This window comes from Chlorobiota bacterium, assembly GCA_016710285.1.
Lineage (GTDB): Bacteria > Bacteroidota > Ignavibacteria > OLB7 > OLB7 > OLB7.
In genome coordinates this window covers 2,892,662-2,917,252 of the sequence record JADJXR010000001.1, presented here as the reverse complement: position 1 = coordinate 2,917,252, position 24,591 = coordinate 2,892,662, and the positions used below count along the sequence as shown (strand labels likewise).

The following is a 24,591-nucleotide window of genomic DNA, read 5'->3' as shown; positions in this document are numbered from 1 at the left end:
TGGCGCACATCTTGGCTTAGCGAGCGTCGTCGGTGACGAACGGAAGCAGGGCAAGGTGGCGTGCGTACTTCACGGCGCGGGTTAATGCGCGCTGCTGCGTTGCGGTAAGCCCGGTGATACGCTTCGGGAGGATTTTCCCTTGGTCGTTGGTGAAGCGAAGCAGCAGCTTGGTGTTCGTGTAGTCAATGTACTCGATCCCCTTCAGCGGGTTCCGGCGGCGGCGCGGCGGCTCGGCACGTTTTTGCTGGCGAAGCGCACCATCGGGAAGGTTGTTTTGATCGCGACGATTATTACGTGGATTCACGGTAGCCTGAAATATGGAAGTTCTGAGTTGTTCGTATCGCTGGTTTACGAGTTCTGCTTGGAAGCGCGGATATCTTTGGAGCGTTGGAACCGCTGGTTGAAGCGGTCAATGCGTCCGGCGGTATCAATCATCTTCTGGCGCCCGGTGAAGAACGGGTGGCACTCGGAGCAGATTTCTAGCTTGATGTTGCCAATGGTGGAACGGGTAACAAACACGGCTCCGCAAACGCAGCTTACCTGCGCGGCAACATAGGTCGGATGAATTTTCTCTTTCATTATGGTTCAGCCCCTTTCAAAAAAAGTGATTAGCCTTTCACTGCTTTCTCAACTTCGGCAAGGTCCTTCACCTGGATGAATCGCTCGCCAAAGGTGTAAGTGCCCCGATTGGACTTGTTCATCGTGACGATTTTCACGGAAATCTTGTCCGATGCGCCTTTCTTCTTGTTCTTATCTTGGAACGTTTGCGTTTTTGCCATGGCTGCCTCCGGTCTACGTCGGTTGTTAAAGCTGTGTGCAGAATAAGGACGGCAAAGATACACCGACCAGTGTCCCTTTGCCAAGCACTGCACATCTTGCAATTGTTTCTTGGTTGTTCACGAAAGAGGGCGACCCCCTTGCGGGAAGCCGCCCGTCTTCCGTTTCTAGACCATTATGGGAACTTGCTGAAAAAGAGCTACGGTTGATTGCCCGTGTTCGTACTGGTCGCGCTCTGGTGTGCAGGAGGGGGGAGTCGAACCCCCACGGGTGTTGAGCCCGCCAGATTTTGAGTCTGGTGCGTCTGCCTATTCCGCCACTCCTGCTTGTTGCCGGGGTTGGGGGCAAAGCCCTGGGCTTTGCCGTTCGGCACGTTCCGCAGCCCGGTAAGTGGCACTACTGTTCTGCGGAAAAGGGCTGCAATGATACGCCCACAACCCCCACGAATGCAACAAAAGAATTGTAAACGGCTAATTATTCTGCCGAATCGCCGTTTTCTTCTCCATTTCCGCCGTTTCCTCCCTCCGCTCCTTCCTCGGAAGCCACAATGGCCACCCCGGTGATTTGGTCGCCTTCGTTCAAACGGATCAGCCGGACCCCCTGGGTGTTGCGGCCAAGCACGCGAATTTCCGCAACGTGCTGCCGGATCACCATCCCCCCTTTGGTCATCACCACGATGTCGTCGGCATCCACCACTTCGCGCATGGAGATAACGTTGCCAGTTTTATCGGTAGTGTTCATGGAGATCACCCCCTTTCCGCCACGCCGCGTCAGGCGGAAATCGGCAACCTGGCTCCGTTTGCCGTAGCCGTTTTCGGCCACCACCAGAAGGTTCGATTCGGTCCGTTTGACGGCCACCATGCCGATCACGAAATCGTTGTTGGCAAGCGTCACCCCGCGGACCCCTGCGGCCTGGCGGCCCATGTCGCGCACGTCGGTTTCGCGGAACCGGACGGCCATTCCCTGGTGGGTCCCGATAACGATGTCGTTGGTCCCGTCGGTTAAACGGGCTTCCACAAGGTTATCGCCGTCGGCAAGGTTAATGGCGATGATCCCGTTGGAACGGATGTTCGCGAAATCTTTCAGCGGCGTTTTCTTCACCGTCCCTTTCTGCGTCACCATGAAGACGAACTCCTCGGTGGCAAACCCACGCACGGCCATCACGGCAGTGATGTTCTCATCCTTCTCCTTCGGAAGTAAGTTGGCAAGCGAGCGGCCTTTTGCGGCGCGCCCGGCCTCCGGTATCTCGTAGATTTTCACCCGGAAACAGCGGCCACGGTCGGTGAAGAACACAAGGTAATGGTGGGTGGACCCAACAAACACGTGCTCGATGAAATCATCCTCGCGGGTTTGCATCCCTGTCACCCCTTTCCCCCCGCGAAGCTGGCGGCGGTAGCCACTTGCCGGGAACCGCTTGATGAACCCGTTGTTGCTGATGGTGACCACCATGTCCTCCTCGGCAATCATGTCCTCGATCGTGAAGTCACGATAATCGTAGATGATCTCGGTCCGGCGGGGGTTGTCGTATTTCTGCTTCAGCTCCAGAAGCTCGGTGCGGATGATCTCCATCTGCAGGTCCTTGGACCCCAAAATTGCGCGCAGCCGTTCAATCAGCTTGATGGTCTCGCGGTACTCATCTTCGATTTTCTGGCGTTCCAACCCGGTAAGGCGTTGCAACCGCATATCCAGAATGGCCTTGGCCTGGATTTCCGACAATCCAAAACGGCTCATCAGGTTTGCTTTTGCGGTCTCCACATCCTTCGATTTTTTGATCGTCTCAATCACCGCGTCAATGTTATCCAGGGCGATGATGTAGCCCTCAAGGATATGGGCGCGGCGTTCGGCAGCCTCAAGGTCGAATTGGGTGCGGCGGACAATCACCTCGTTGCGGTGCTTCAGGAAGTACTCCATCACCTCCTTCAGGTTCAGCACGCGGGGGCGGCCATCCACCAGTGCCAGCATAATCACGCCAAACGTCTGCTGCATTTGGGTGTGTTTGTACAGGTTGTTCAGCACCACTTCTGGGGTTGCGTCCCGCTTCAGTTCCACCACCACCCGCACGCCGTCGCGGTCCGATTCGTCGCGGACGTTGGAGATGTCCTCCAGCCGTTTTTCCCTGACCAGATCGGCAATTTTCTCAATCAACTGGGCCTTGTTGACTTGGTAGGGGAACTCGGTAATCACCAGCTGCTCCTTCCCCGATTTCAGCACCTCGGTGTTCACCCGTGCGCGCATCACCACGCGCCCGCGCCCGCTTTGGAATGCCTCGGCAACGCCTTCGTAGCCGTAGATGATTCCGCCGGTCGGGAAGTCAGGGGCTTTCACGTGCTTCATCAATTCCTGGATGGTGGTCTCGGGGTTATTGATGATTTCAATCAATCCATCCACCACTTCACCAAGATTATGGGGAGGGATATTGGTGGCCATTCCCACCGCAATGCCGCTTGCCCCATTTACCAGAAGGTTCGGGAAGTTCGCCGGAAGCACCGCCGGTTGCTGAAGGGAGTCGTCGAAGTTGGGGACGAAGTCAATGGTGTTTTTGTCAATGTCCCGCAGCATCTCCATGGCCACGTGGGTAAGGCGCGCCTCGGTATACCGCATGGCCGCTGGTGGGTCGCCGTCCATGCTGCCAAAATTCCCTTGCCCATCCACCAGCGGGTGGCGCATCGAGAAATCTTGGGCCATGCGGACCAAGGAGTCGTAAATGGCTCCGTCGCCGTGGGGGTGGTACTTCCCCATCGTCTCGCCAACGATACGGGCCGATTTTTTGAACGGACGGTTTGGGGAAAGGCTCAGTTCGGACATGGAGTACAGAACCCGGCGATGCACCGGTTTTAAGCCGTCGCGCACGTCGGGAAGCGCGCGCGAGACGATGACCGAAAAGGAGTAATCAAGGAAGGAGTTCCGCATCTCATCTTCAAGGGAGATGGGGACCAGTCGTTCGGACGTTGTTGCCATGGAGGGTCAGTTCTGTATGATTGAAAACGTTGATTGCTACAAGCCGCAAAGTGCCATAACGGATGCCTAACGAAACAGGCAACGGCAAACCGCCAACCACCATCGCAACCCCGTGGCTGCGGAAGGAGGCTGAAGCGTTGAAAAATGGTAGAAATCGGCGATTTCTGTGGTTGTTCTCTGCGCAAGCATCCGCCGCAAAGATAGAAAAAACGGCCTTCCCAACCGCCGAAAAAATTGCCCGCCGAGCGGGATTTTTTGCGATTGGGAACGCCGTTGCAACCTCAGCAAAAAACGGGGCAATCTCCCCGCCAAACCCAGCGATGATTCGGCACCGCCGCCACGTGTCAGGCTACCGCTTCCGCGTGCCATTTCTTGAGCAACTCCGCTTCCCGCTCGGCAGAGATTCCGGCGCGTGGTTGGCGATCCGCCGGAAGCGTCGCGCTCCAATCCAGAACGGCCCGAACGGTTTCGGCAAGGGGGCGGAAGGTTAGGCCATCGGCAATGGCGCGCCCGCAATCCACCCGCGAGAAACCGGCCATTGCGGGGTCCTCGGCAATCCAAAGCGGAAGCTCCATCCACTGCCCCACCCCCTCGCGAAGCAGGAAGTCATCGGGAACCCAAGTGAACGTGGCATCGCTTCCGCTTACGCTGCGGCACGCTTGGGCAACGTCGGCCATCGTCAGCTGGTGGCCAGGTCCGGTGGCGCTGTACAACCCGCTTTTCCCCTGCTCAGCCATGTTTAGGGTCCATGCAGCAAGGTCCTCAACATCAATAATCTGGACCGGAGCCTCCGGTTTTCCCGGGAGCAGGACCTGGCCGCCACGGGCAATCCGGCGGGGCCAGTAGCTGAAGCGGTCGCTCCAGTCATCGCGCCCAACAATCAGCCCGGGGCGGATATTCAGCGCGTGTCCGGGCATTGCCTGCTGGACGGCACGCTCGCACAGGACTTTCAGGGGGCCGTAGCTTTCAAACGTTACTTCCTCCATCGTCTCATCGTCCAAGCTCCCAACCGGTCCGGATTCATCCATCCCCGGCGTGCTGAAATCGCTGAATGCGCTGATGCTGGAGATGAACGTGTAATGGCCGATGTTCCCCCGCAGGGCATCCATCACCATCGTGATTTGCCGGGGGAACGATCCGCAAGTATCAATCACCGCATCCCATTTCCCGCCGGCCAGCAGGGCGCAATCGCTGTTGCGGTCCCCCTTGATTTTTGCCGCCTCCGGGAACAGATCGGGATTGTGAATGCCACGGTTGAACAGCGTTACCGAATGCCCCCGCGCAATCGCCTGCTGGGTAAGATGCTTGCCAAGGAAGATGCTTCCACCAATGATAAGAAGGTTCATTGTTGAGGTTGGAATTGTGAATTGGTTGTTGAAGAACAAGGGCGCAGAATTGGGCAGGCCGCTACGCCCAGATGGGACCGTAGGTTGCGGAAAATTTCTTGGGCTATTGCATTCAACCCGCAGAAGAGCGAGTTTACAAAGGGCGGCCAACCGAGTACACGTCCAACAAACACAATTTCCGAGAAGATGAGTATGCCGAACAGACGACCCACGATGCTGAACCGTGCCTTCATGGTGTGCGCCATGATCCTGTGCGCGGGATTGACCGCTGCCGGGCAGCAATCGCTTCCACAATCGCTGCAGCAAGCTGCTGCCGCTGGGGACCTTGCCGCCGTCCAGCAGATGGTGGCGGCCAACCCAACGCTGGTGAACCAGGCGGATGGAAACGGGCGCACGCCGCTTCACGCCGCCGCCACCGAAGGGAAGATTGACGTTGTCACCTTCCTGCTATCGAACAAAGCCGCCGTTGACCCGCGCGACAACTTTGGCGCAACGCCACTGTACCTTGCGCAGAACGATCACGAGCTGGTGATCCGCCACCTGCTTGCCCGCGATGCCAACCCCAGCGCGGCAACCAACGACGGCCTTACCCCGCTCCATTGGGCCGCGCTCCGCGGAACGCTCACAAATGCCGAACTGCTGTTGCAGCATGGAGCCAGCGTGAATGCCCGCTCGAAGGTTCAACAGATCACCCCGCTGCACGAAACTTGGTCCGGCAACCGTGCCGATATGGCCAAACTGCTGGTTCGCTACGGTGCCGACGTGAACGCTGTGGAGAAATGGTACGGCTTCACGCCGCTGCATTTTGCCGGGTTTAGCATGCGGATGGAGCTTACCGAAGAATTGCTTGCGCTTGGTGCCGACCCAACCATCAAAGCCGCCAACGGATTTACGGTTGATCTTCAGCAGATCAAAGCGTTCCGGGCAGCGGTGTTGCAGAGGGCGAAATAGAGGAAGGGGAAGGATTGCCGAAGAAATAACCAGCCAACACGCACGCGAGACACAGGGATCACAGAGGGGAACAACAATTTTCTCTGCGCCCCCTGTGTCTCGCGTTCATTTCACTTGTTCCACTAACGCTTGTACCACCGCCTTTGACCGCCACATTGACCGCCAAACAGAACCCGCTTCTACCGCTCTGCTCATTGCTGATCGCAATGGTGATGACATCACCCCAAGAAGCCTTCCCGCAGCCGATTATGGATGCCGTGAAGAAGGAGGATGTTGATGCTGTTCGGGACATCCTGAAGCGCCAGCCGGACGAAGTGAACCACCGCGATGCCGAAGGGTTCACCCCGCTTCATCACGCCGTCCGAAGCACGCAGATTGGGATGACCCGCTACCTTCTGGACCACGATGCCAACCCCAGCGCGGTTGCCAACAACGGCATGACACCGCTTCACCTTGTCTCCCACTCGGAAATTGCGCGGCTGCTTACCCGCTACGATATCCCCCTGAATGCCCAGGATACGGCCGGGGCAACACCGTTCCACTACATCGCCGAACGTGGACGACCGGGGTTAGCAGAGGTGCTGTATGAGAAGCTGGCGAAGCTGGAAATCCGGGACCACAACGGCATGACGCCACTGCTGCGCGCCGCACGCTCCGGCACGGCCGCAATGGTGGGGTGGTTTATCGAACGCGGGGCCGGCCTGGGGGCAAAGGATAACGCGGGCCACACCGCGCTCCACTGGGCCGCCGCGAATACCCCGCAGGCAGTTCAACAGGTGGCCGATAAAGGATTTAACCCAAACGAGCGCGACAACCTGGGGCGCACCGCACTCCATTATGCCCGCAACGATTCCGTTGTTCAGATTCTTGTTGCCCACAACGCCACCGTGAACGTTGCCGACCTTAACGGCGCAACGCCGCTGCACACCGCCGCATCGGCCGGGCTGACCACAGCCGTTACCGGGCTGGCCACGGCCGGGGCCACAATCAACGCTGCCGATGCCGCCGGACGCACCCCGCTCCACTACGCAGTGGCCACAGGCTTCGAAGCTGTCTGCCGCGAACTTCTGCGGCTGAAGGCGGACCCTTCCATCAAAGCCAACGATGGGCTATCGGCGGCGGACCTTGCCCAGTCCAGCAAGAATTCAGCAATCAAAAAACTCTTTCCGGCAGCATCCAAAGGAGGCACCAGCAAAGGGAGCAAGGGGAAAGGGAAGAAGAAATAGAGGTGGCGAAAAAGCTGGGGCTGCGTACTTTGCGGCAAGCAGCAGGCGGCCCAATCTGGCCGTGCCAGCGGTGCTGCTTCCGGTGCCAACCGTTCATCATTCATCCAACATCTGCATGGCCCACATCGAACTCAACAACCCGTACCCCGGCATTTCGGGACTTCTTGCCTACCGCCCCCAAACTGCCGAACCGCTGAACTTCCTGGCCGAAACGATCCTTCGGGGGAACTCCACCCTAACCACTGCCGAGCGCGAATTGATTGCGGGATACGTCTCGCACCTGAACCAATGCCGATTCTGCACCGGCTGCCACATCGGCGCGGCGCAATGCTTGTGGCAGGACGACGGCACGCTGATGGCGGAAGTGAAACGGAACCCGGAGGAGGCCGCAATCACCGAAAAAATGAAAGCCTTGTTGGCAATTGCCGCCGCAGTCCAGAAAAGCGGACGGGAAGTAACCCCGGCCCATATTGACCGCGCCAAAGCCGCCGGCGCAACCGATCTTGAACTTCACGATGCCGTGCTGGTGGCGGCCGCCTTCTGTATGTTCAACCGCTATGTTGACGGGCTTGGAACATGGGCACCGGACGATGAGCAGAGCTACGTCATGGCGGGGAAACGGCTGGCCGAACAGGGCTACATGAAGTAAGGAGTAACGCGGGAGGATTGGGCCTACAACCCGAACTCCACCACCAACACCCTGCGCAAGAACTCCCCAACGCTGGCCTGGGTCAGCTTGTGAAGCTGCACGCTGGCCAGGATGAACCGCTTCTCCCCGCTCCGCACGGCAACCACCGGCTCACCCTGCCATGCGGAAGAAAGTGGAAGGCGATACAGCACCGATGCCGTGATGGCCGGATACAACGGATGGACGAACATTGTCCCGCTCCCTTTCTGCAATGGTGGATATTCCCCCCCTTCCGGCAGCGGAACCGGCCCCAGCGTGGTGGTTGCCGGAAGCGGGTTCGGCAGCTCGTTGGTGGCCACCGAATCAACGGGGGCAAAATCGGTGATGAAGGCTTGGGCATCAAGAACGCTGGGGAGCGCGGTGGTCATCAGCACCTTGCCGCCGGAACGGGTGTAGGCCGGCAGCGTTTGCGCCGCCAGCGCAAGCGTCGGCGAGGCATCACCATACCAGATAATGGCATCGAACAGCCGGAACGTTTCAATCACCATTGGGTCAATAATCGGCGGGACCAGCGCGCCGTAGCCCCCGGTGGATGCGGCCCCGCGCCGGATGTCGAACTCATCATATTTCCCTGCCAATCTTCCTCCATCCAACGTATCTAACAACCCGGCATAAAATCCCGCAGCATCACTGAAGGTGTAATCGCGCACCAGCAGAAGCCTTCCGCGCGGGCGTTTGGCGTACCACACGCCGTCGTTCTCCGGCATTGCAATCGTTTTGCTGTTGGCCCCGGCAGCGTCCACTGCGCGAAGGTAGAAGCGGTTCAGATCGTTCGGGCGGATTCCATCCAACTCATGCAGCGTGATGGTGGTTGTCCCGGGCGGCAGCGGGTGCCACGCGCCACTGGCCACGGTATCGTTCAGCGCCCACTCGTAGCGGGCGATTGTTCCGGCCCCGTCAATGTCGTACCCCACCCAGCGGAATGTGGCAACGGTGAATGTGGTGTCGGGAAGTTGAACAAGCCGCCGCGAAGCCTGCGTGGAGTCGTCGCCGAAGAAGACCACCGGCGGGCTGTTCTCGATGGGGACATCCAGCGTTGCCGGCGTGGGATCGGTTGCGCCCTCAAGCCCCACGAACTTCTCTCCATCGTCGTATCTGCCGTTGCTGTTGGCATCATCGAACGGGACGGTGATGGCGGTATCGGCCTGGGGGAAGACCGCAGCCCCGTTATCCACCGCCGCGATGCTGAACGTGAACAAGCCATTTGCCCCCTGCAGCGGAAGCGAAAACGTGCTGTCGTTGCGGCGGGTGAAATACCAGTTTGCGCGATCCCAGGAGAAAAGGAAGCCCCTAACGAAGCCGTCGGGATCGTCGCCATACCAGTTCAGATGGACGCGGCTGGTAAGAACGTTGTTCACCGTGTCGGTGGCAAGATGCGTGACCGGCGGGCGGTTGGCAAGCGGGCCGTTCGGGGCGGTTTGGGTGCATCCCCAAAACCCCAGAAGCAACGGCAGCAACAGCAGGAACAATCTGCCGTGGAGGCGGCTTGGTGATGGTGTCAATGTGGTCCCCATTCTTCCTTTTGTTCAGCGGTTCAGAAACTGCGCAATCCCCGCTTGGCAATCGGGGGTTAGCCGGGCAAGGGCGTTCATTCGCGAGGCATAATCCAGCGCGGAAGTTAGGGGCATTCCATCAAGCGCGGTCAGCATCTGCTTGGTAAGCGTGATTGCCGAACCGCTTGCCGCCGCGAACTCCGCCGTCAACGTGGCGATGTGCGCATCCAGCGCGGCAATGGCTTCCTCTCCATTCCCAGGAATCACCGTGGTGACCAGCCCCCGCTGGAAGGCTTCGGTTGCGGCGATAATCCTTCCGCTCAACAGCAGTTCGCGGGTTTGCATCTGCTGGCTTTTGCGAACCAGAAACGCCATGACGATTGCCGGGATAAATCCAATCTTCACCTCGGTATAACCAAAGGTTGCCTGCTCCACCGCAACAACGATATCACACACGGTTGCCAGCCCGCACCCGCCGGCAATTGCCGGACCATGCACGCGAGCAATCACCGGTTTCGGGACTTCATAGATTGCCCGCAAGGTACGTGCAAGCGAAGCGGAATCGGCCATGTTATCCAGCGCGGTGAACTGCGCCAGCTGCTGCAAGTAGGCAAGGTCCGCACCGGCGCAGAAGGCTTTCCCCCGCCCGGCAATCACAATCGAGCGGACGGAATCGTCCCCCCCCAATTCCTGAACAGCGTCGTGCAGTTCGCTGACCATCAGGCTGTCCAACGCGTTCCGTTTTTCGGGACGGTTCAGGTAGATGAAGCCCGCGCTTTGCGCACGCTCAATTTCAAGGCGTTGATACTCTGGCATTCGGAAGGAAAAAGTTGAAAGAGAAGACTGTGCAAAGATTCGATTCCCCGGCTACTTCACCACCATCACCTGCTGCGAAGTCACCGTGGTCCCGTTGATAAGCCGCACAAGATACCGCCCGCTTGGAAGCCTGCTGGCGTCGTACGTGATGGTGGTGTCGGTGGCCGTCAGTTGGTCGGTAAGGTCCGCCACGGCGTTGCCGTTGTTGTCGAACACGCGCAGCTGGAAGTTCGGCCCGGCGGTCCTGACCCGCAGCGCGAACACCTGGGCCGTCGGGTTCGGGCGTGCAAGCCCCAGATACCCCGGCCCGGGCTGCGCCCCGGCATCGGCAACGCTGGTTGGGATTCCAAGAAGCTCGTAAATGGCTTGCTTCCCCTGGCGCGTTGGCGTGGTCATGCCAAACAGGAACAACGTGGTGTCCTCCTGGCCCGGGTCAAGCGTGGCGACCTTCCCCCACACCATGCTGATATCCCCCGGCCCCGCGCTTTCCGAGCCAACACCGTTGGAAATCGTCCGCCATTTTTCCGAGAAGGTGAAGCCGTTGTAGAGGTTGACGGTGTCGCCATCGTTGTCAATGGCGTAAAAGATTGGGCGTTGCACATTCCCCGCAATTGCCCCGGTCACGCCGTAGCCGCTGGCGTTTTCCACGCGGGAAAGGACGCTGATTTTTCCGCTGGGATCCGGCGCGTAACGGACGGTCTGCCCCCCCGATGATGCGAAGATGTCCCAGTCGGTGAAGGTGGCGATGCGCAAGCTGTCCAGCCGTTTGCCGCTTTGATTTCGGGTTCGCAGCTCAATCCCAATCGCATCCTGGATTCCTTCTTTTTTGATGAACCGCAGCCTCAGTTCAAGCCCCATTTTCCGCCCGTCGGTGACCACCGAGTCGGTCAGCGTCAGGGTGGAGTCGTTGGCAAGCGTGGGAAGGTCCAGTGGGCCAAAGTCAATCGTGCGCGGCTCGGAATCGCTTCCGCGAATGTTGCTCAGGATTGTTGCCCCGTCGCCAGCCAGAATAAACCCGCCCTCGTACAACAACGATTTCCCCTGATAGAGGAAGCCATCGCCCACGGTGTTGCTTGGGTAATCGTGGTAGCCCAGCCGCCCACGGATGGAGATGGAAGCCACAATGCCCGGGGTGGAGGTGCTGAAATATGGGCGCGCGAACATCTGGCGGTCGAAACCAAAATCGCTGTAGCCGCCGTCGGCGGAGTAGGCAAAGCGCAAGTGGACGATGGACTCGGTGGGCGCGGTGACGGTGAAGCGGATTCCATCGGCCACCACGGCAACGCCGTCGCGTAGCAATTGGGCGTGGCGCGCGGTGTCGTCGCTAATCTGGATTGTTGGCTCCTGGTCGCCAATGGTTGCGGCGGTGATGCGGATGTTGTTGGCATCCCCCAGCACGTTCCGCAGGCGAACCCGCAGCAGCCCTTGCTCGCCAACCGAGAAGTTGTCGCGTGGAATTCCGTTCAGGTCGGTAAGGAACACGGAGTCAATGATGATTCCCGGGCGGGAGAACGGGTCCTCGGTCAAGGCACGCAGGATATTGACCCGCCCGGTTCCCATCAAGCCAACTTTGTCGGGATTTTTGTTGTTGATATTCTCGGCCGTCAGCCGCAAATGGGCAATGGCTTGATCGGCAGTCAGCGCCGGGTAGCGGCTGCGCACCAACGCCAACGCTCCGGTAGCGTTCGGCGCGGAGAAGGAGGTGGCAACGCCAACCTCACCGTACGTGTTGTTCTCACCGGTGGAGAACCCTCCCGGGGCCGAAACCCCGATATGCGGGCCAAGCGTGGTTTCGTAAACATCATTCCCCCCCACCGCCCCAACACCCAACACATGGCGGTAGCCTGCGGGGTAGTAGGCTCCATATCCCGGCGGGTTTCCCCCCCCCGCCACGATTGCGCAATCGAACGTCTGCACCACATTGGTGATAAGGTCCTGCAGCACCCGCGAGTAGCTTTCCTCACCCCAACTGCAGTTGATCACTTTGCACCCCCGCCGCGCTGCGTAGATGATCCCTTCGTAGGCCATCGTCAGCTCGCCGGTTTTGTTGTTGGCCATTTTGATTGGGAAGAATCGGCACAGATTTCCAACCCCGGCAATCCCAATCTTGTTGTTGGTTGCTGCCGCCGCAAACCCGGTAACGAAGGTCCCGTGGGCCGAGCCTTTGGTGATGCCAGGAAGCGTGCTGTCCTCCTGCCACGTCAGGTTTGCGCCGCGCCAATCGTCCACGGCTCCGTTGCCGTCGTCGTCAAGGTTGTTGGTGCGTTTGTCGCGGCCCAGTGCGTCCTTTCCCATCTCGCCGGTGTTCTCGCTGATGTTCGGCGCAAGGTCCTCATGGAACATATCAATCCCCGCATCCACAATGCCGATCAGCATGGTGGTGTCGCCGGGCCAGACCTCCCATCCCTCGTAGGCCCTCATTTGGGGAAGCTGCCTTTGCTGCCAGATTTGCGGGTCGTTCGGGGAAAGTGGCGGGCTAACAAGGCGCGGAAGGATCATCGGCTCGGCATACTCCACTTCTGGGAACTCCATCAACTTCCGCGCGGCCTCGCGGGGGTGAATCGCGGCGGCGTACCGAACCTCGGTGATTCGGCTGAACTCCTCCTGCGCTTGCAGGCCACGCACGTACCGTTGCAACGCGGCCCCGCCGTTCCCCTTCCCCCCTTTTGCCGGCGGCTGAACCAGCGCAGGGATGGTGATGGGAATCCGCGTGGCATCCCCTTCGCCAAGCCCGGCGCGGGCGATAAGCTGGGCAACGTGGCTTGGGGCATCGGCATCGGCTTGCGAGGCTGGCAATCCGGCATTGCTTCCGGCACTGCTTCCCCACCCTTTCCGGAGCTTCACGTAGATAGCGTTGGCCACCACGTTATCCCCGCTAATCATGTCAGGAATGGAGCCATGCACGGCCAACGCCTGCTGTTTCGCGCTGGGGGGTAGCGGCGCAACGATAGCCGAACGAGTGGCTTTTTTATCAGCCTTTTTCTTCTCGATCGGCGCGGCCTTCTTTTCAACCTCGATAGACTTGGAGGGAGCTTGGGCAAGCGCGGGGATCGCGCCAATCAGCAGGAAGGCAATGCCAGCAAGGGAGAAGCGGAGTAATCGGGGCCGAGCGTTCATGGTTCGTGCGATTGAAAGACCACGATGGATTTCACCACCGTGAAATGGTTGTTTAGGTTCCTGCCAGCGGGCGTTCCCGCAGCAACGGGGGCGTTAGCAGTTGCTCGATTTTCACGGCGTGCATGGTTGCCGGGTCAATTTCCAGATAGACCGCTGCAAGCCGGGTGTCGCCGGTTGCCATCTCGAATTTGTGGGGGGTTTGCAGCATAAACCGCTTGATCGCCACCTCCTTTTTCATGCCGATCACCGAGTCGTACGCGCCGGTCATTCCAACATCGGTCAGGAATGCGGTTCCCCCGGGAAGGATGCGGGCATCGTTGGTCTGGACGTGCGTGTGGGTCCCAATCACCGCGCTAACCCGCCCGTCCAAGTAGGCGGCAAGGGCCATTTTCTCGGCAGTGGCTTCGGCGTGGAAGTCCACGATAATGGCGCCGGTTGTGTGGCGCAGTTTGTCCAACGCCCAATCGGCGGCATGGAACGGGCAATCAATGCTGGGAAGGAAGGTGCGCCCCTGCAAGTTTATCACGGTGACAGTGTGACCGGTGGGAAGGGCGTTTGTTACGAACCCCAGCCCAACATTGCCGCGAGGGTAGTTCAGCGGGCGGATCACGTTCCGGTTGTTGGCCAGCACATCTTTCGACTGCCATTTCTCCCAGATATGATTCCCAGAAGTGATCACGTGCGCCCCGGCGCGGAACATTGTTTCGGCATCCGAGTTGCGGATTCCCTTCCCGTCGTACACGTTCTCCCCGTTGACAATAACAAAGTTGGCGGCATACTGCTGGATCAATCCGGGAAGTTCGTCGGCAAGGCGTTGAAGCCCGGGTTCGCCAACAACATCACCAACCAACAGGATGCGAAGAAGTTCAGGCATGCAAGAAATTGATAAGTCGGGTTTGCTGGGTGCGGGTGTGCGCGAAGCCCGCTGTATTTTGCGCGGCACAAAATACAAACGAACCGCAAGCGGGGAAGGGATGGGCCATGAAGGAATCGTAACCCCAACCCGGGTAACTTCCCCCCCCATCCACCCGCACAACAGTTGCAGAGCCGATGGCACTAAAAATCTACACGAAAACCGGCGACGACGGGACCACCGGGCTGTTCGGCGGCCAACGGGTCAGCAAGGACTCGCTCCGCATTGAATGCTACGGAACGGTTGATGAACTGAACAGCGCGGTTGGCCTTGCCCGCTCGCACGGGCTTCCCGCCGAATATGAGGAGCTTGCCGACACCTTGCAGCAGCAGCTGTTCGTGCTGGGTGCGGACCTTGCCACGCCGCACCTGCACGATGCCAAGAAATATGATGCCAAAAAATTTTCCATCCCCCGCGTTACACCCGCCGATGTGGAGTGTCTGGAGACGGCAATTGACCGTTTGGAGCAGACGCTACCTCCGTTAAAGAACTTCATTCTTCCTGGGGGAACGCCCAGCGGTGCGGCGTTGCATCTGGCCCGCACAATCTGCCGACGCGCCGAACGAAGTGCCGTAACGCTGCATGGCCAGGAACCCACCATCGGCCAGTTGCCAATAACGTATCTGAACCGCCTGAGCGACCTGCTGTTTGTTCTTGCCCGCGCCGCTAACCATGCCGCCGGAATCGAAGAACACCCCTGGAAGCCTCGGGGATAACATGGCCAGAAAGGAGTGGGGCCCCCTTCTCCTTTTTGCAGCGAACCACGGGCAACCAGCAACTGGCCAATAACAGTTTCTAACATACCCCTACCAAAAACCTTCTTTTCTTCGCCCCATTGTTTTCCGTTTTGCCGTAAAAATGGTGGTACTTTCGCGCTGGCGGCTGCCAGCGGACATGGCCTGCCGATGCTGCTTGGCGAAGCTCCGCTAAACCGATTCCCGCGTGCTGCATCCATGCCGGCTAACTTGAGCGTCGGGCGCATCGTTAGGGGGGGGGCGGGGGAGATAGAAGCGACGGCACACAGAGCCAACAACAGGCCCGCGGCGCTTATTCACATCGAGCAAAGTTCAATCAATCATAACCCGACGGCTGGTGGATTTCCCGCCAGCGTCACAGTTCAACTACAGGAGAGACAAACCGTATGAAACTCAAAAGCTTTTTGATCGGCAGCGCGTTGCTTGCCACGTTGGTAGTGGGCGGTTGCAACGAGAACGACAACCCCGTTGACCCAACACCAGATCCAGTTGCACCGAAGGCCGTCACCAATTTGGTGGCCGTTTCGCTGGACAAGTCTACCGTTGGCCTCCGCTGGAATTCCCCAGTTGACACCGCCTTAACTGGCTATGAAGTATCCTGGAAAAGCCTTGACGGTATCGACTCCGCAAGTATCACCAGTAATGATACAACAGAAACAATCCCCAACTTGAGAGAAGGGAAGATCTACACCTTCACTGTAAGAACCAAGCGTGGCACAACGTTGTCAGCCGCTGTTACCCGCCAGTGGGCAGGCGCGCAGCGGTTCAGCAACGATGCTGCAAACCCAGCGATGACGATCAAGTTGTACGAAAAAGCATCCTCCAACGGAAGCGGATTGACCCTGGACCCAAGCCTGGGCGGCCCGAAGAACGTGTCGGTTGCCAAGCCAACATCGGATGTTCAACTTGGCTTTATTGTTGACCCCGCTGGGAAAGTGGTGATCGGTGCCGCGTACTCCTTCCCAGAGTTCAAGAACGTGGATAAGTTCGACAGCAACACCTACGTCTCCACGCAATCGTGGGTAGCAACGGGATTGAACGATTGGTTCATCACACAATCGCTTGACACGTATATTCCAAACGACGACGGCAACCTTCGCGCCTTCACCTTCGAGGCAACGGTAAGCGGAGCAACCGGGCAAGGGTTTGTGGTTCGCACCGGCGGAAAGGACAACTACCACTACGCTCGCGTTTTTGTGAACAACGTTGGTGGCAAGCTGCTGCAAGGCACCGCACCAAACCGCTACGTGGAGCTGACGATCTCCTACCAAAACACGCCAAACGTACCGTTCGCCAAGCGTGGTGCCGAGTCGCCAGTGGGTGTCTATTCCCGCCGCTTGTACTAAGCTGATGCGCCGTTCCGCCCAGCATCTGCTGGTTGGGATAAGCAAAAAAAGAACCGGGGTGGAAGCTGCAAGATGCTTCCACCCCGGTTTTCTTTTGTGGAGATTTCTTTGTCCCTTCCCCACTCCCCAATCTTTGCTGGGGGAGTTAGTAGAGGACTATCGCATTTCCTTCCCCTTTCCGTGCGGTGTCCAGGGCCTGCCGCGCTCCGTTGATTACCACATCGGCCCCTTCAAGATCGCCCAAATCGCAAAGCCCGGTTGAGATGGTCACCGAAAGTTTTCGCTGGCCAACGGTGATAACCCGCCCGGCAATCTCCTTCCGCAATTTCTCTCCCCAAAGGTAGGCCTGCTGGTCGTTCTTCCCAATCAGCACCACGCCGAACCCGCCATCGGGAAGCCGCCCGGCGGTGTCGTAGGGGCGGATGGCGCGGCTAATCATGGCCCCAACGTGGGCGTACACCGTTTCCTCCAACTCCGGCTGCCCTTTCACTTGCAGCGAAACCGGCATATCAATGGTGATAAGCGCAAGGGTCAGCGGGGTGGCAAAATCGCGGGCGCGCGAAACCTCACGGGTCAGCGCGGAATAGAGGTAATCGGAATTGTACAGCCCCGTCACCTCATCGAACACGCTTTGCGACTCCACCGCCTGGTTGGCGTTATAGACCTCAATGGCCATTGCAGCATAGCGGACCAAATCGCGCAGGATATCAACATCGCGGGGGATGTAGGCCGATGCCGCCGGATGCTCAATCGCCAACGCGCCGTAGCACTTGGCGGCGGCCACCAACGGCAGCGTCAGGAAGGTTCCGCCAACCGGAAGTTTCTCCCCCATTCGGAAGCGGGTCTCCTTTCCAATCTGGGCGATATAGACCTCCTCGGCAAACCGCGTTGCGCGGCCAATCAAGCTGCCGTGCATGTCGGGCTGCAGGGCTTTCACCTCCCACTTCAGCGTGTCGGAGTGGACCGCCGAAATCCGCCACTCGCCCCGCTCGGTGTCGAACAACACGCAGGCAACGTAGGCGGAATCGAACAGCTGCGAGACATGATCCACCAACATTTTTGCCACCGCTTCGGGGGTCAGCGAGGTCCCCGTGAAGGCGCGGTGCATCTGCTCGAACGCATCCAAAGTCCGCGCGCTCAGTTGCAGGTCGAACTTCTCGGTGTAGCTGCGAATCAGCCCAGAGATCAGCCGGGTGTATTCGGCAAGGGTGGCAACCGAACCTTCATCGAAGGCGTTCTCGATGTTCGAATCGGCGGCCAGCACCCCCACAGCCTCGCGGCGGAAAAAGACGGGGACCCCAACAAAGGAGCGGGTATCGGTTTCGCGGGCGTAGTATTGGATAAGCTCGCGCCCGGCGGCTGGGCTGATGTCGGTGATGATTTCCGGCACGCCACTGCGGGCAATCTGGCTGATGATGTCGGTCCCGATCGGGAACCGCGTTCCGGTTTTCACCTCGACGTTTCCGGTGGTAACGGTTGCTTCCGGCAGAACGTGGCCGCGTTCAAGATTCACCCAAAAATAGACGATGGACCGCGCCTCGATCGAGCGGGCAACAGCGTTCAGCGTCTGCGCAACCAACCGAACGAACTCGGCCCGCGGCTCGCTCCCCTTCCCTTCCTCATCTCCATCGGAAGCCAAAAAATCGTCCAGCATCATCTGCACCTGGTGGCGCACCGGTATCCGTTCCGGCTGGACTTCCTCCACCGGCCCGGTTAGCGGGACCGCATCGGCAACCTGCTCCTTTTGGGGAAGCTCAACGCTTGGCGCCTGGGCCGGTTCGGCGATGGGAGCCGCTGGCGCAACCTCAATCTCCGGCGTGGCAACTGGCTTGGGTGATGGTGGTTCCGGGGCAGCAATTGGCTCGGGCGATGGCAACTCCGGCACGGCAGCAGAAGGCTGCGCCGCTGTGGGCGATGCCGCGACCGGCGCGGCTGCCGGCGTGGCAGCGGCCACGGGCGATTCTTGGGAAGCAGGGGCCGCGGTGCGGATCGGCTTGATGATGCGGAACGATTCCCCGCCAGATTCCTCACCTTCCTGATCGTTGCCATCATCACCAAAGCTGCGCGAAGGGCGCGATGGGACCGATGGGGTTACGTCGAACGAACCGGCATTCACGTCGTCATCATCACCAAAACTGCGCCGCCCGCCGATTGGGGAGTTAGAGGTCCGTTCCGAAGTCCTTTCGGTTGATGATACCAGCGGGCGTGATGGCTCGCGCGTGGGTTCCGGTTCATCCTCCGGTCCAAATTTTTCTTGGAAGTCATCAACGTCAAAAACAATGCGGCGGGTGCTGCTGTTGGGGTCGGTTTTTACTTTGGTTTTGAACGCCGGTGTTGGAAGCGTGGTGCTTCGTTGGCGGATTTGCACTTGGTCGTTCATCCGCTGGCGGATGGTGGCGTACAACGCCAACCCGCCAAGCACCGCCACCGCCCCGCCGATAATTTTGATGATCGGATCGGGCAGGAACAGAGCAATGGCCACACCCAGCAGGGTGATCACCACCGCCAAGCCATCCTGCGGTTTGATTGCGTCACGGAATTGTACGGAGTTCATCCCCATAGAAGTTTATTGATGGAGCCGCGCACGGTTGCGCACGGCAAAAAGAACGGAACGATTCTTTGGCGGCAACGGCAGAAGAATGGCCGCATCCGCCGGTCAGGGCGTTGCGCCGGTGCCGGGCTGATACTCGATAAGTTCAACCAGCGTGCTAGAGTTTTCTTTCTGGGCCATCTGCTGCGAGATTCCTTTCTGCGGCCCGGCTTTTGCCGTCAACGTCATGTTCAGGGCAGCCTCGATGGTGGTCCGTTTCCGCACCGGGAACCCGCTGGCAAAATTCACCAGAGCTTCCCCCTCCTTTCACTTTTGCGTCGTTAATCACCGCCGCAAGCGCCTTGTTCTCCATGCTCTTTTTCGGGAAGGCCGCCGTCAGGGTCACTTGCACATTCCCCACGGATCCGGCTTCGGTGTTGCGGACCTCGGCCAGCCGGTAGGTGATGGTGCTGGCTGCTGGCAAGCCGCCAATCGGGAGCGTATCCAACCGCTTCCAGGAATTCCCCAGGGTTATGCCGGTGTCGGGGACAAACTGAAGGAAAAGTTCGGGAAGGACGATGCCGTAGTATTGCAGCTTCACGGCATCCTTCAGCATGGCGCGTTGCTGCGGGCTGATGCTATCTTTTTTGGAGCCAAGCATCTGGCTGATGATCGGGTCCACATTGGCAACATCCGAGACCTTCCCGTTGTTCTGCACGGTGATGTTCACCCGTTGGCCAATCAAGGCCTTCATGTCGCTTGCGCCCGGGACCGAAGGGTCCAGCTTGTTTCGGCTGTCGAAATGGAGCGTTTTGCCAACCGAGTCCAACGGGTTTGGGGGCATTGCTTGGTCAATGCGGATGCTGTCGTAGCGCATCTCCAACGTAAAGGATCCATCGCTGTTGATGCCGGTGATTTTGGCGGTGAAGTTGAACACGCTGGTTTGCTTCAGCCGCACGCCGTTTTGCTCCTTGTCGTTCTTCTGCGTCAGCCGGTAGCGGTAGATGTCGCCCGCTTTTGGCGTGACTTTCAGGGTGTGGCGCGTGTTGCTGTCGTTTACCGCAGGGGCCTGGGTAAAGGCCGCCGCGGCGGAGTCGGCAGCGGTTGAAGCAGAAGAATTCTGCTGTGCGGAATCGCTTTTCCCCTCGCCACTCTTTTTCCCCGCGGGTGGCGCGTCACTGCCGCATCCGGCAAGGAAGATTGTGGCAATAGCAATAGCAACGACCCACCCACCCGCACAACGGGCAATGGCGGAGAAACGATAGCGCAATGGGGACACGTGAGTATGGTTCACAAGGTTTACGAATGAAGGGATTGCGGAGAGGAAGCAACCACGCAAGAAGAACGCCAGCTTGGTTGCTATTCTTGGTTACTATCCTTTGAATACTGGGCTGCAATTTAGGGCATCTTCCCGCAACCTCCACACTGCCACCTGTTTGTGTTGGTGAGAAGGGAAAAAAGAGAGCGTGGGCGGCTTCGGAATAACGTATGCCGCGTTGGTGCGTAGGTTTGCGTTGGAAGTCCGCACGCCACGTTCAATCCAGACAACTCAAAATCAGAGAACCAACCACAGAAGGGAATCGCGATGAAGATCTTTAACCATCTGCCAGTATGCCTATTGCTGATTGGAGCAATCCTGTTCGGGTTGGGCAGGGAGGCCGCAGCCCAAATCGTCCCCGTGGCCGTGCCACGCAAAGCGATTGCAAGCGATGCGTTGGCGAACATCGGCCACGCCTCCATCCAACAGGGAATCAGCGGGGCGAACAACCTGCTGCAAGAACTTGGCTCGGCCAGCGACTCCCTCTCCGCGCCAATCCACGCCATGTTACGCAAGGGGAACGAAGCGATTGCGAAGATCACCAGCGACACAGCAACCACACTGCTGCAACGGATTCAACAGATGCGGAACCAGCTTGCGGTTGCACGCCAAGCGCTTGATTCGGTCATCATCAAGCAAGAAATCCGCTACCCCAACAGCCACCAGGGGATTGACTCGCTACGGCAAGCAGCGATAAAAACCATTAACGATGCAGATGCGTGGGCGAAGTCTGTGGAAAAGCGTTGGCGGCAGGCCGTGTGGGAAAAAGAGACCGGGGATGGATTCTCCTATCAGCTGGGGACTGACCTTCTGGAGACCACCCTCTATTTTGAGAACAGCACCAACGACGCGGTGTATCGGCTTACCCCGAACGTCCGGCTGGCGGTTGGCGGAAGCAACGCCGCGGTGGGTGATGCCGCAATCACCACCGATCTGTTCGTGATCTACGGGCCAAGCCTGCGTGCCTCGATCGGCGCGCTGGTGGTGAACAAGGAGGACGAGACCGCCGACTCCGCAGGGAACACCGTGGTCAACCAAGAAGCAATCAAACGGAACTTGCTGAGCGACCTGCTGAACGGCGGCGGCAACTACTTGGTGACGCTCACCAGCGGCTTGCTGCAATACCGCAAACCCGAGCTGGACATCCGTTGCAACCTTAACTATCGCTTGGGAATCCAGACCGGTGGCGCGTCCGCTTCCTCCATCCAAAGCAGCACCCATAACCTGCTGATCGAGGCAACGGGGAGCTACTCACCCGTGGCCGATGTTGTGGTGTTCGGCGGCGCAACGTTCAACTACCTGATTGCCGACAAAGCATCTATCGGCCAGCTTGGGATTGGCAATGCCGCCACGCTTCCGTTCTGCAATTACTACTTGGGCCTGAAGTTATTCCAGCGTGGCGAAGTCGCCTTCCGGGGGTTCGCACTGCTGGACCAGGATGCCCCCACCGTCAGCGGAAGTTTTTCGATAGCCCTTACGCCGTAGGGGGTTGTGGTTCGATTCCGAACTCCCATTTCTATCTCCCATTTCTCGCTCCTTTCTATCCCCCGCACAAGTATCGTTTCCCCTTGCTGGCGTTGCGGCTTACCCCTTCGTTTCTTCCCCCTTCATCTCCCCCATTTGCTGGATGATCTTTGCCACCAACGCGGTCCAGCCGGTTTGGTGGCTTGCGCCAAGCCCCGCGCCGGTGTCGCCATGGAAGTATTCGTGGAACAGCACAAGGTCGCGCCAGTTGGGATCGGCATCAAGGCGGGGGTTCCCTCCGTTGGCTGGGCGGCGATCCGCATCGCCACGCAGGAATAATCCCGCAAGCCTTCGCTCCAGCTCCATCGCCACTTCCCACAAATTCAACATGGTCCCCGATCCGGTTGGGAACTCAACGGTGAAATCGTCGCCGTAGTAGTGGTGGAATTTTTGCAGCGATTCAATAATCAGGAAGTTCACCGGGAACCACACCGGCCCGCGCCAGTTGGAGTTTCCGCCAAACATCCCGGTCTGCGATTCGGCCGGCTCGTAATCCACCCGATACTCCATCCCCTCCACCTGCAGCCGGTACGGATGCTGGCGGTGGTGCCGCGACAGCGAGCGAATGCCATGCTCGGAAAGGAATTCGTTTTCGTCCAGCATATACTTCAGGATGCTTCGCAGGCGTTCCTCGTTGGCCAGTGCCATCAGCCTCCGCTGGCCGGTGCCTGGGGCGTTCATCTGGGCAATGCCGCTCAGCAGATCGGGGCGATTCTCCAGGAACCACTCCATCCGCCGGCGGAACCCGGGAAGTTGCTCCAGCAACGCCGGCTCGATTGTCTCCACGGCAAACAGCGAGATCAATCCCACCATCGAGCGTATCCGAACCGGGAAGAAGCCATGCGGCAGATGGATGATGTCGTAGTAGAAACCGTCCTCCTCATCCCACATATCCAACCCGTCGTTCCCCCGGATGTTCATGGCGTGGGAGATGTACAGGAAATGCTCCCAGAATTTTGTGGCAAGGTCCTCGTAGGCAGGGTTCTGGTGGGCAAGCTCCAGCGCGATTGCCATCATGTTCAGGGTGTACATCGCCATCCAGCTTGTGCCGTCGGATTGCTCCAGATGTCCCCCCGTTGGCAGCGGCGCGCTGCGGTCGAACACGCCGATGTTGTCCAAGCCCAAAAATCCCCCTTCGAAGATGTTGTTCCCTTCGGCATCCTTCCGGTTCACCCACCACGTGAAATTCAGCAGCAGTTTCTGGAACACCCGCTCAAGGAAAACGCGGTCCCCCTTTCCCTTCCGTTTCTTCTCAATCCTGTACACCCGCAACGCCGCCCACGCATGGACCGGCGGGTTGACGTCGCCCAACTTCCACTCGTAGGCGGGTATCTGGCCGTTCGGGTGCATGTACCATTCGCGCAGGAACAGGATCAACTGCTGCTTTGCAAACTCGGGGTCCACCAACGCAAGGGGGATGCAATGGAACGCAAGGTCCCACGCCGCATACCACGGATATTCCCAAGCGTCGGGCATGGAGATAACGTCGGAGTTGTACAGGTGGGGCCAATCGCTGTTGCGCCCGCTGTGGCGTTCGGCAGGGGGCGAGGGCAACGCGGGGTCGCCTTCCACCCATTCGGAGATCACATAGTGGTAATACTGCTTGGTCCAAAGCAGCCCCGCAAACGCTTGGCGCATGACGTTGCGGGCATCATCGCTAAGGTTGTGGGGGATGATCGTGTGGTAGAACTCATCGGCCTCGGCACGCCGCCGCGCCATCACCTGGCTGAACTCGCGGCCAAACGCCCGCACACGCTCCACCCCGTAATCCCGATCGGTCAGCCGCAGCCTGATTGTCCGCTGCTCCCCCGGCTCCAATCGAATCCGGTAGTGGGCCGAAGCCTTTGTCCCTTCGTGGTCCGGGTTCACCGCGCCGCCGTTGCCCCGCACCAAATATTCGTTGATGCTATCCTTGACGAACGGGGTGGAGTTCGGGGCGTTGTACAGCCTGCGGTTGTTCGTGTTGTTCTCGGTGAACAGCAGCATCGGGTTCCCCTCGCAGTACAGCCTCCGCTGCTGGTAGTAATGGTGGTCCAGCTGGATGATTGGGCACGCAGCATTCGGAACGGCGTGAAGCCGGGGCTTCTCCCACGTATCCCTTCCCCACGTCCACGTGTTGCGGAACCAGAGGGTGGGAAGCAAGTGAAGCGTGGCCGGGTCCGGCCCACGGTTGGTTGCGGTGATGGAGATCAGGATGTCCTCCACATCAGCTTTGGCGTACTCAATCTCAACATCGAAGTACCGGTCCTCATCGAAAATTCCGGTGTCGTCCAGCTCGAACTCAGGGTCCGCTTTTCCACGGCGGCGGTTTTCCTCCAGCAGCCGTTGGTAGGGGAATTCGGCGTGGGGGTACTTGTACAGGAACCGCATGGAGGAGTGGGTGGGGGTGCTGTCCAGGAAGAAATAGTGTTCCTTCACATCCTCGCCGTGGTTCCCCTCCTTCCCGTTAAGGCCGAACAACCGTTCTTTCAGGAACGGGTCGCGCCCGTTCCAAAGCGTCAGCGCGAAGCAGATGAATTGGTGGCGGTCGCAGATTCCACCGATTCCATCCTCGTTCCAGCGATAGGCGCGGTAGCGTGCGTGGTCAAAGGGGAAGTACTCCCAGGGTTCGCCGTTGGGACTGTAGTCTTCGCGCACGGTCCCCCAGGCACGCTCGCTTAAGTATGGTCCCCACCGTTTCCAATGGCGGCTTCGTTCGGTGCTTTCGTTCAGGCGTTGTTCTTCGATGGTCATGGTTGGGAATTGGGAATCGGTTGTCGCGGGCGATTGGACGTAGCGGTTCTTCAGCATCACTGGCTCAGCATCACTGGCCCAGCATCTCTCACTCAGCATC

The 24,591-nt window shown here is 59.0% G+C and carries 18 protein-coding genes and 1 tRNA gene; 6 read left to right on the top strand and 13 right to left on the bottom strand.

Going from position 1 to position 24,591, the window contains the following annotated elements:
* Nucleotides 1-16: 16 nt before the first annotated feature.
* The 6 genes from IPM61_10675 to IPM61_10650 form a co-directional block, all read right to left on the bottom strand.
* Nucleotides 17-304: a 30S ribosomal protein S18 gene (locus IPM61_10675; GenBank protein ID MBK8911779.1), complete on the bottom strand. Its 288-nt coding sequence runs from the start codon at nt 302-304 to the stop codon at nt 17-19.
* A gap of 44 nt (nt 305-348) precedes the next feature.
* Nucleotides 349-579, bottom strand: coding sequence for a 50S ribosomal protein L31 (gene rpmE, locus IPM61_10670; GenBank protein ID MBK8911778.1), 231 nt, complete (start codon nt 577-579; stop codon nt 349-351).
* Between the two features lie 29 nt (nt 580-608).
* Complete coding sequence (locus IPM61_10665) at nt 609-779, bottom strand: hypothetical protein (protein MBK8911777.1); 171 nt, start codon at nt 777-779, stop codon at nt 609-611.
* Between the two features lie 239 nt (nt 780-1,018).
* A tRNA-Leu gene (locus IPM61_10660) sits at nt 1,019-1,103 on the bottom strand.
* 148 nt (nt 1,104-1,251) lie between these two features.
* The gene (gene gyrA, locus IPM61_10655; protein ID MBK8911776.1) at nt 1,252-3,735 is read right to left on the bottom strand and encodes a DNA gyrase subunit A; all 2,484 of its coding nucleotides are present in this window, start codon (nt 3,733-3,735) and stop codon (nt 1,252-1,254) included.
* Nucleotides 3,736-4,079: 344 nt separating this feature from the next.
* Nucleotides 4,080-5,081, bottom strand: coding sequence for an epimerase (locus IPM61_10650; GenBank protein ID MBK8911775.1), 1,002 nt, complete (start codon nt 5,079-5,081; stop codon nt 4,080-4,082).
* Between the two features lie 192 nt (nt 5,082-5,273).
* On the opposite strand from IPM61_10650, the gene IPM61_10645 reads away from it, so the two are divergent.
* The 3 genes from IPM61_10645 to IPM61_10635 all read left to right on the top strand — a co-directional run bounded on the left by IPM61_10645 (nt 5,274) and on the right by IPM61_10635 (nt 7,907).
* Complete coding sequence (locus IPM61_10645; protein ID MBK8911774.1) at nt 5,274-6,032, top strand: ankyrin repeat domain-containing protein; 759 nt, start codon at nt 5,274-5,276, stop codon at nt 6,030-6,032.
* A 143-nt stretch (nt 6,033-6,175) separates the two neighbouring features.
* Nucleotides 6,176-7,258: an ankyrin repeat domain-containing protein gene (locus IPM61_10640; GenBank protein ID MBK8911773.1), complete on the top strand. Its 1,083-nt coding sequence runs from the start codon at nt 6,176-6,178 to the stop codon at nt 7,256-7,258.
* A gap of 115 nt (nt 7,259-7,373) precedes the next feature.
* Nucleotides 7,374-7,907, top strand: a complete 534-nt coding sequence (locus IPM61_10635; GenBank protein ID MBK8911772.1) for a carboxymuconolactone decarboxylase family protein — start codon at nt 7,374-7,376, stop codon at nt 7,905-7,907.
* A gap of 23 nt (nt 7,908-7,930) precedes the next feature.
* Here the strand turns inward: IPM61_10635 and IPM61_10630 are convergent, their stop codons facing one another.
* The 4 genes from IPM61_10630 to IPM61_10615 are packed head-to-tail and all read right to left on the bottom strand — an operon-like array spanning nt 7,931 to nt 14,246.
* The gene (locus tag IPM61_10630) at nt 7,931-9,460 is read right to left on the bottom strand and encodes a hypothetical protein (protein ID MBK8911771.1); all 1,530 of its coding nucleotides are present in this window, start codon (nt 9,458-9,460) and stop codon (nt 7,931-7,933) included.
* A gap of 12 nt (nt 9,461-9,472) precedes the next feature.
* Entirely contained in the window at nt 9,473-10,255 is a 783-nt protein-coding gene (locus IPM61_10625) for an enoyl-CoA hydratase/isomerase family protein (GenBank protein MBK8911770.1), read from the bottom strand.
* Between the two features lie 51 nt (nt 10,256-10,306).
* Entirely contained in the window at nt 10,307-13,372 is a 3,066-nt protein-coding gene (locus IPM61_10620) for a S8 family peptidase (GenBank protein ID MBK8911769.1), read from the bottom strand.
* A 52-nt stretch (nt 13,373-13,424) separates the two neighbouring features.
* Complete coding sequence (locus IPM61_10615; GenBank protein MBK8911768.1) at nt 13,425-14,246, bottom strand: TIGR00282 family metallophosphoesterase; 822 nt, start codon at nt 14,244-14,246, stop codon at nt 13,425-13,427.
* 176 nt (nt 14,247-14,422) lie between these two features.
* Here IPM61_10615 and IPM61_10610 point away from each other — a divergent pair, with 176 nt between their 5' ends.
* Both IPM61_10610 and IPM61_10605 read left to right on the top strand, forming a co-directional pair.
* Nucleotides 14,423-15,001 (top strand): cob(I)yrinic acid a,c-diamide adenosyltransferase, encoded by a 579-nt coding sequence (locus tag IPM61_10610; protein ID MBK8911767.1) that lies wholly within the window; start codon nt 14,423-14,425, stop codon nt 14,999-15,001.
* Nucleotides 15,002-15,426: 425 nt separating this feature from the next.
* Nucleotides 15,427-16,386: a fibronectin type III domain-containing protein gene (locus IPM61_10605; GenBank protein ID MBK8911766.1), complete on the top strand. Its 960-nt coding sequence runs from the start codon at nt 15,427-15,429 to the stop codon at nt 16,384-16,386.
* 145 nt (nt 16,387-16,531) lie between these two features.
* On the opposite strand, the gene IPM61_10600 is transcribed toward IPM61_10605, so the two are convergent.
* Both IPM61_10600 and IPM61_10595 read right to left on the bottom strand, forming a co-directional pair.
* Nucleotides 16,532-18,940 carry a GAF domain-containing protein gene (locus IPM61_10600; GenBank protein MBK8911765.1) on the bottom strand — a complete coding sequence of 803 codons (2,409 nt, stop codon included), beginning with the start codon at nt 18,938-18,940 and terminating at the stop codon, nt 16,532-16,534.
* 154 nt (nt 18,941-19,094) lie between these two features.
* On the bottom strand, nt 19,095-20,195 hold the full coding sequence (locus IPM61_10595) for a hypothetical protein (GenBank protein ID MBK8911764.1): 1,101 nt from the start codon (nt 20,193-20,195) through the stop codon (nt 19,095-19,097).
* A 306-nt stretch (nt 20,196-20,501) separates the two neighbouring features.
* Between IPM61_10595 and IPM61_10590 the strand changes: the two genes are divergently transcribed.
* Nucleotides 20,502-21,719, top strand: a complete 1,218-nt coding sequence (locus IPM61_10590) for a hypothetical protein (GenBank protein MBK8911763.1) — start codon at nt 20,502-20,504, stop codon at nt 21,717-21,719.
* A gap of 99 nt (nt 21,720-21,818) precedes the next feature.
* On the opposite strand, the gene IPM61_10585 is transcribed toward IPM61_10590, so the two are convergent.
* Entirely contained in the window at nt 21,819-24,491 is a 2,673-nt protein-coding gene (locus tag IPM61_10585) for a glucosidase (protein MBK8911762.1), read from the bottom strand.
* Between the last annotated feature and the right edge of the window lie 100 nt (nt 24,492-24,591).

Bases quoted from the DNA above. Each gene is read 5' to 3' on its own strand.
- IPM61_10665 (MBK8911777.1), bottom strand. From the start codon at position 779: ATGGCAAAAACGCAAACGTTCCAAGATAAGAACAAGAAGAAAGGCGCA.
- IPM61_10590 (MBK8911763.1), top strand. From the start codon at position 20,502: ATGAAGATCTTTAACCATCTGCCAGTATGCCTATTGCTGATTGGAGCA.
- IPM61_10615 (MBK8911768.1), bottom strand. From the start codon at position 14,246: ATGCCTGAACTTCTTCGCATCCTGTTGGTTGGTGATGTTGTTGGCGAA.
- IPM61_10650 (MBK8911775.1), bottom strand. From the start codon at position 5,081: ATGAACCTTCTTATCATTGGTGGAAGCATCTTCCTTGGCAAGCATCTT.
- IPM61_10585 (MBK8911762.1), bottom strand. From the start codon at position 24,491: ATGACCATCGAAGAACAACGCCTGAACGAAAGCACCGAACGAAGCCGC.
- IPM61_10610 (MBK8911767.1), top strand. From the start codon at position 14,423: ATGGCACTAAAAATCTACACGAAAACCGGCGACGACGGGACCACCGGG.
- IPM61_10600 (MBK8911765.1), bottom strand. From the start codon at position 18,940: ATGAACTCCGTACAATTCCGTGACGCAATCAAACCGCAGGATGGCTTG.
- IPM61_10625 (MBK8911770.1), bottom strand. From the start codon at position 10,255: ATGCCAGAGTATCAACGCCTTGAAATTGAGCGTGCGCAAAGCGCGGGC.
- IPM61_10605 (MBK8911766.1), top strand. From the start codon at position 15,427: ATGAAACTCAAAAGCTTTTTGATCGGCAGCGCGTTGCTTGCCACGTTG.
- IPM61_10645 (MBK8911774.1), top strand. From the start codon at position 5,274: ATGCCGAACAGACGACCCACGATGCTGAACCGTGCCTTCATGGTGTGC.
- gyrA (MBK8911776.1), bottom strand. From the start codon at position 3,735: ATGGCAACAACGTCCGAACGACTGGTCCCCATCTCCCTTGAAGATGAG.
- rpmE (MBK8911778.1), bottom strand. From the start codon at position 579: ATGAAAGAGAAAATTCATCCGACCTATGTTGCCGCGCAGGTAAGCTGC.
- IPM61_10630 (MBK8911771.1), bottom strand. From the start codon at position 9,460: ATGGGGACCACATTGACACCATCACCAAGCCGCCTCCACGGCAGATTG.
- IPM61_10635 (MBK8911772.1), top strand. From the start codon at position 7,374: ATGGCCCACATCGAACTCAACAACCCGTACCCCGGCATTTCGGGACTT.
- IPM61_10620 (MBK8911769.1), bottom strand. From the start codon at position 13,372: ATGAACGCTCGGCCCCGATTACTCCGCTTCTCCCTTGCTGGCATTGCC.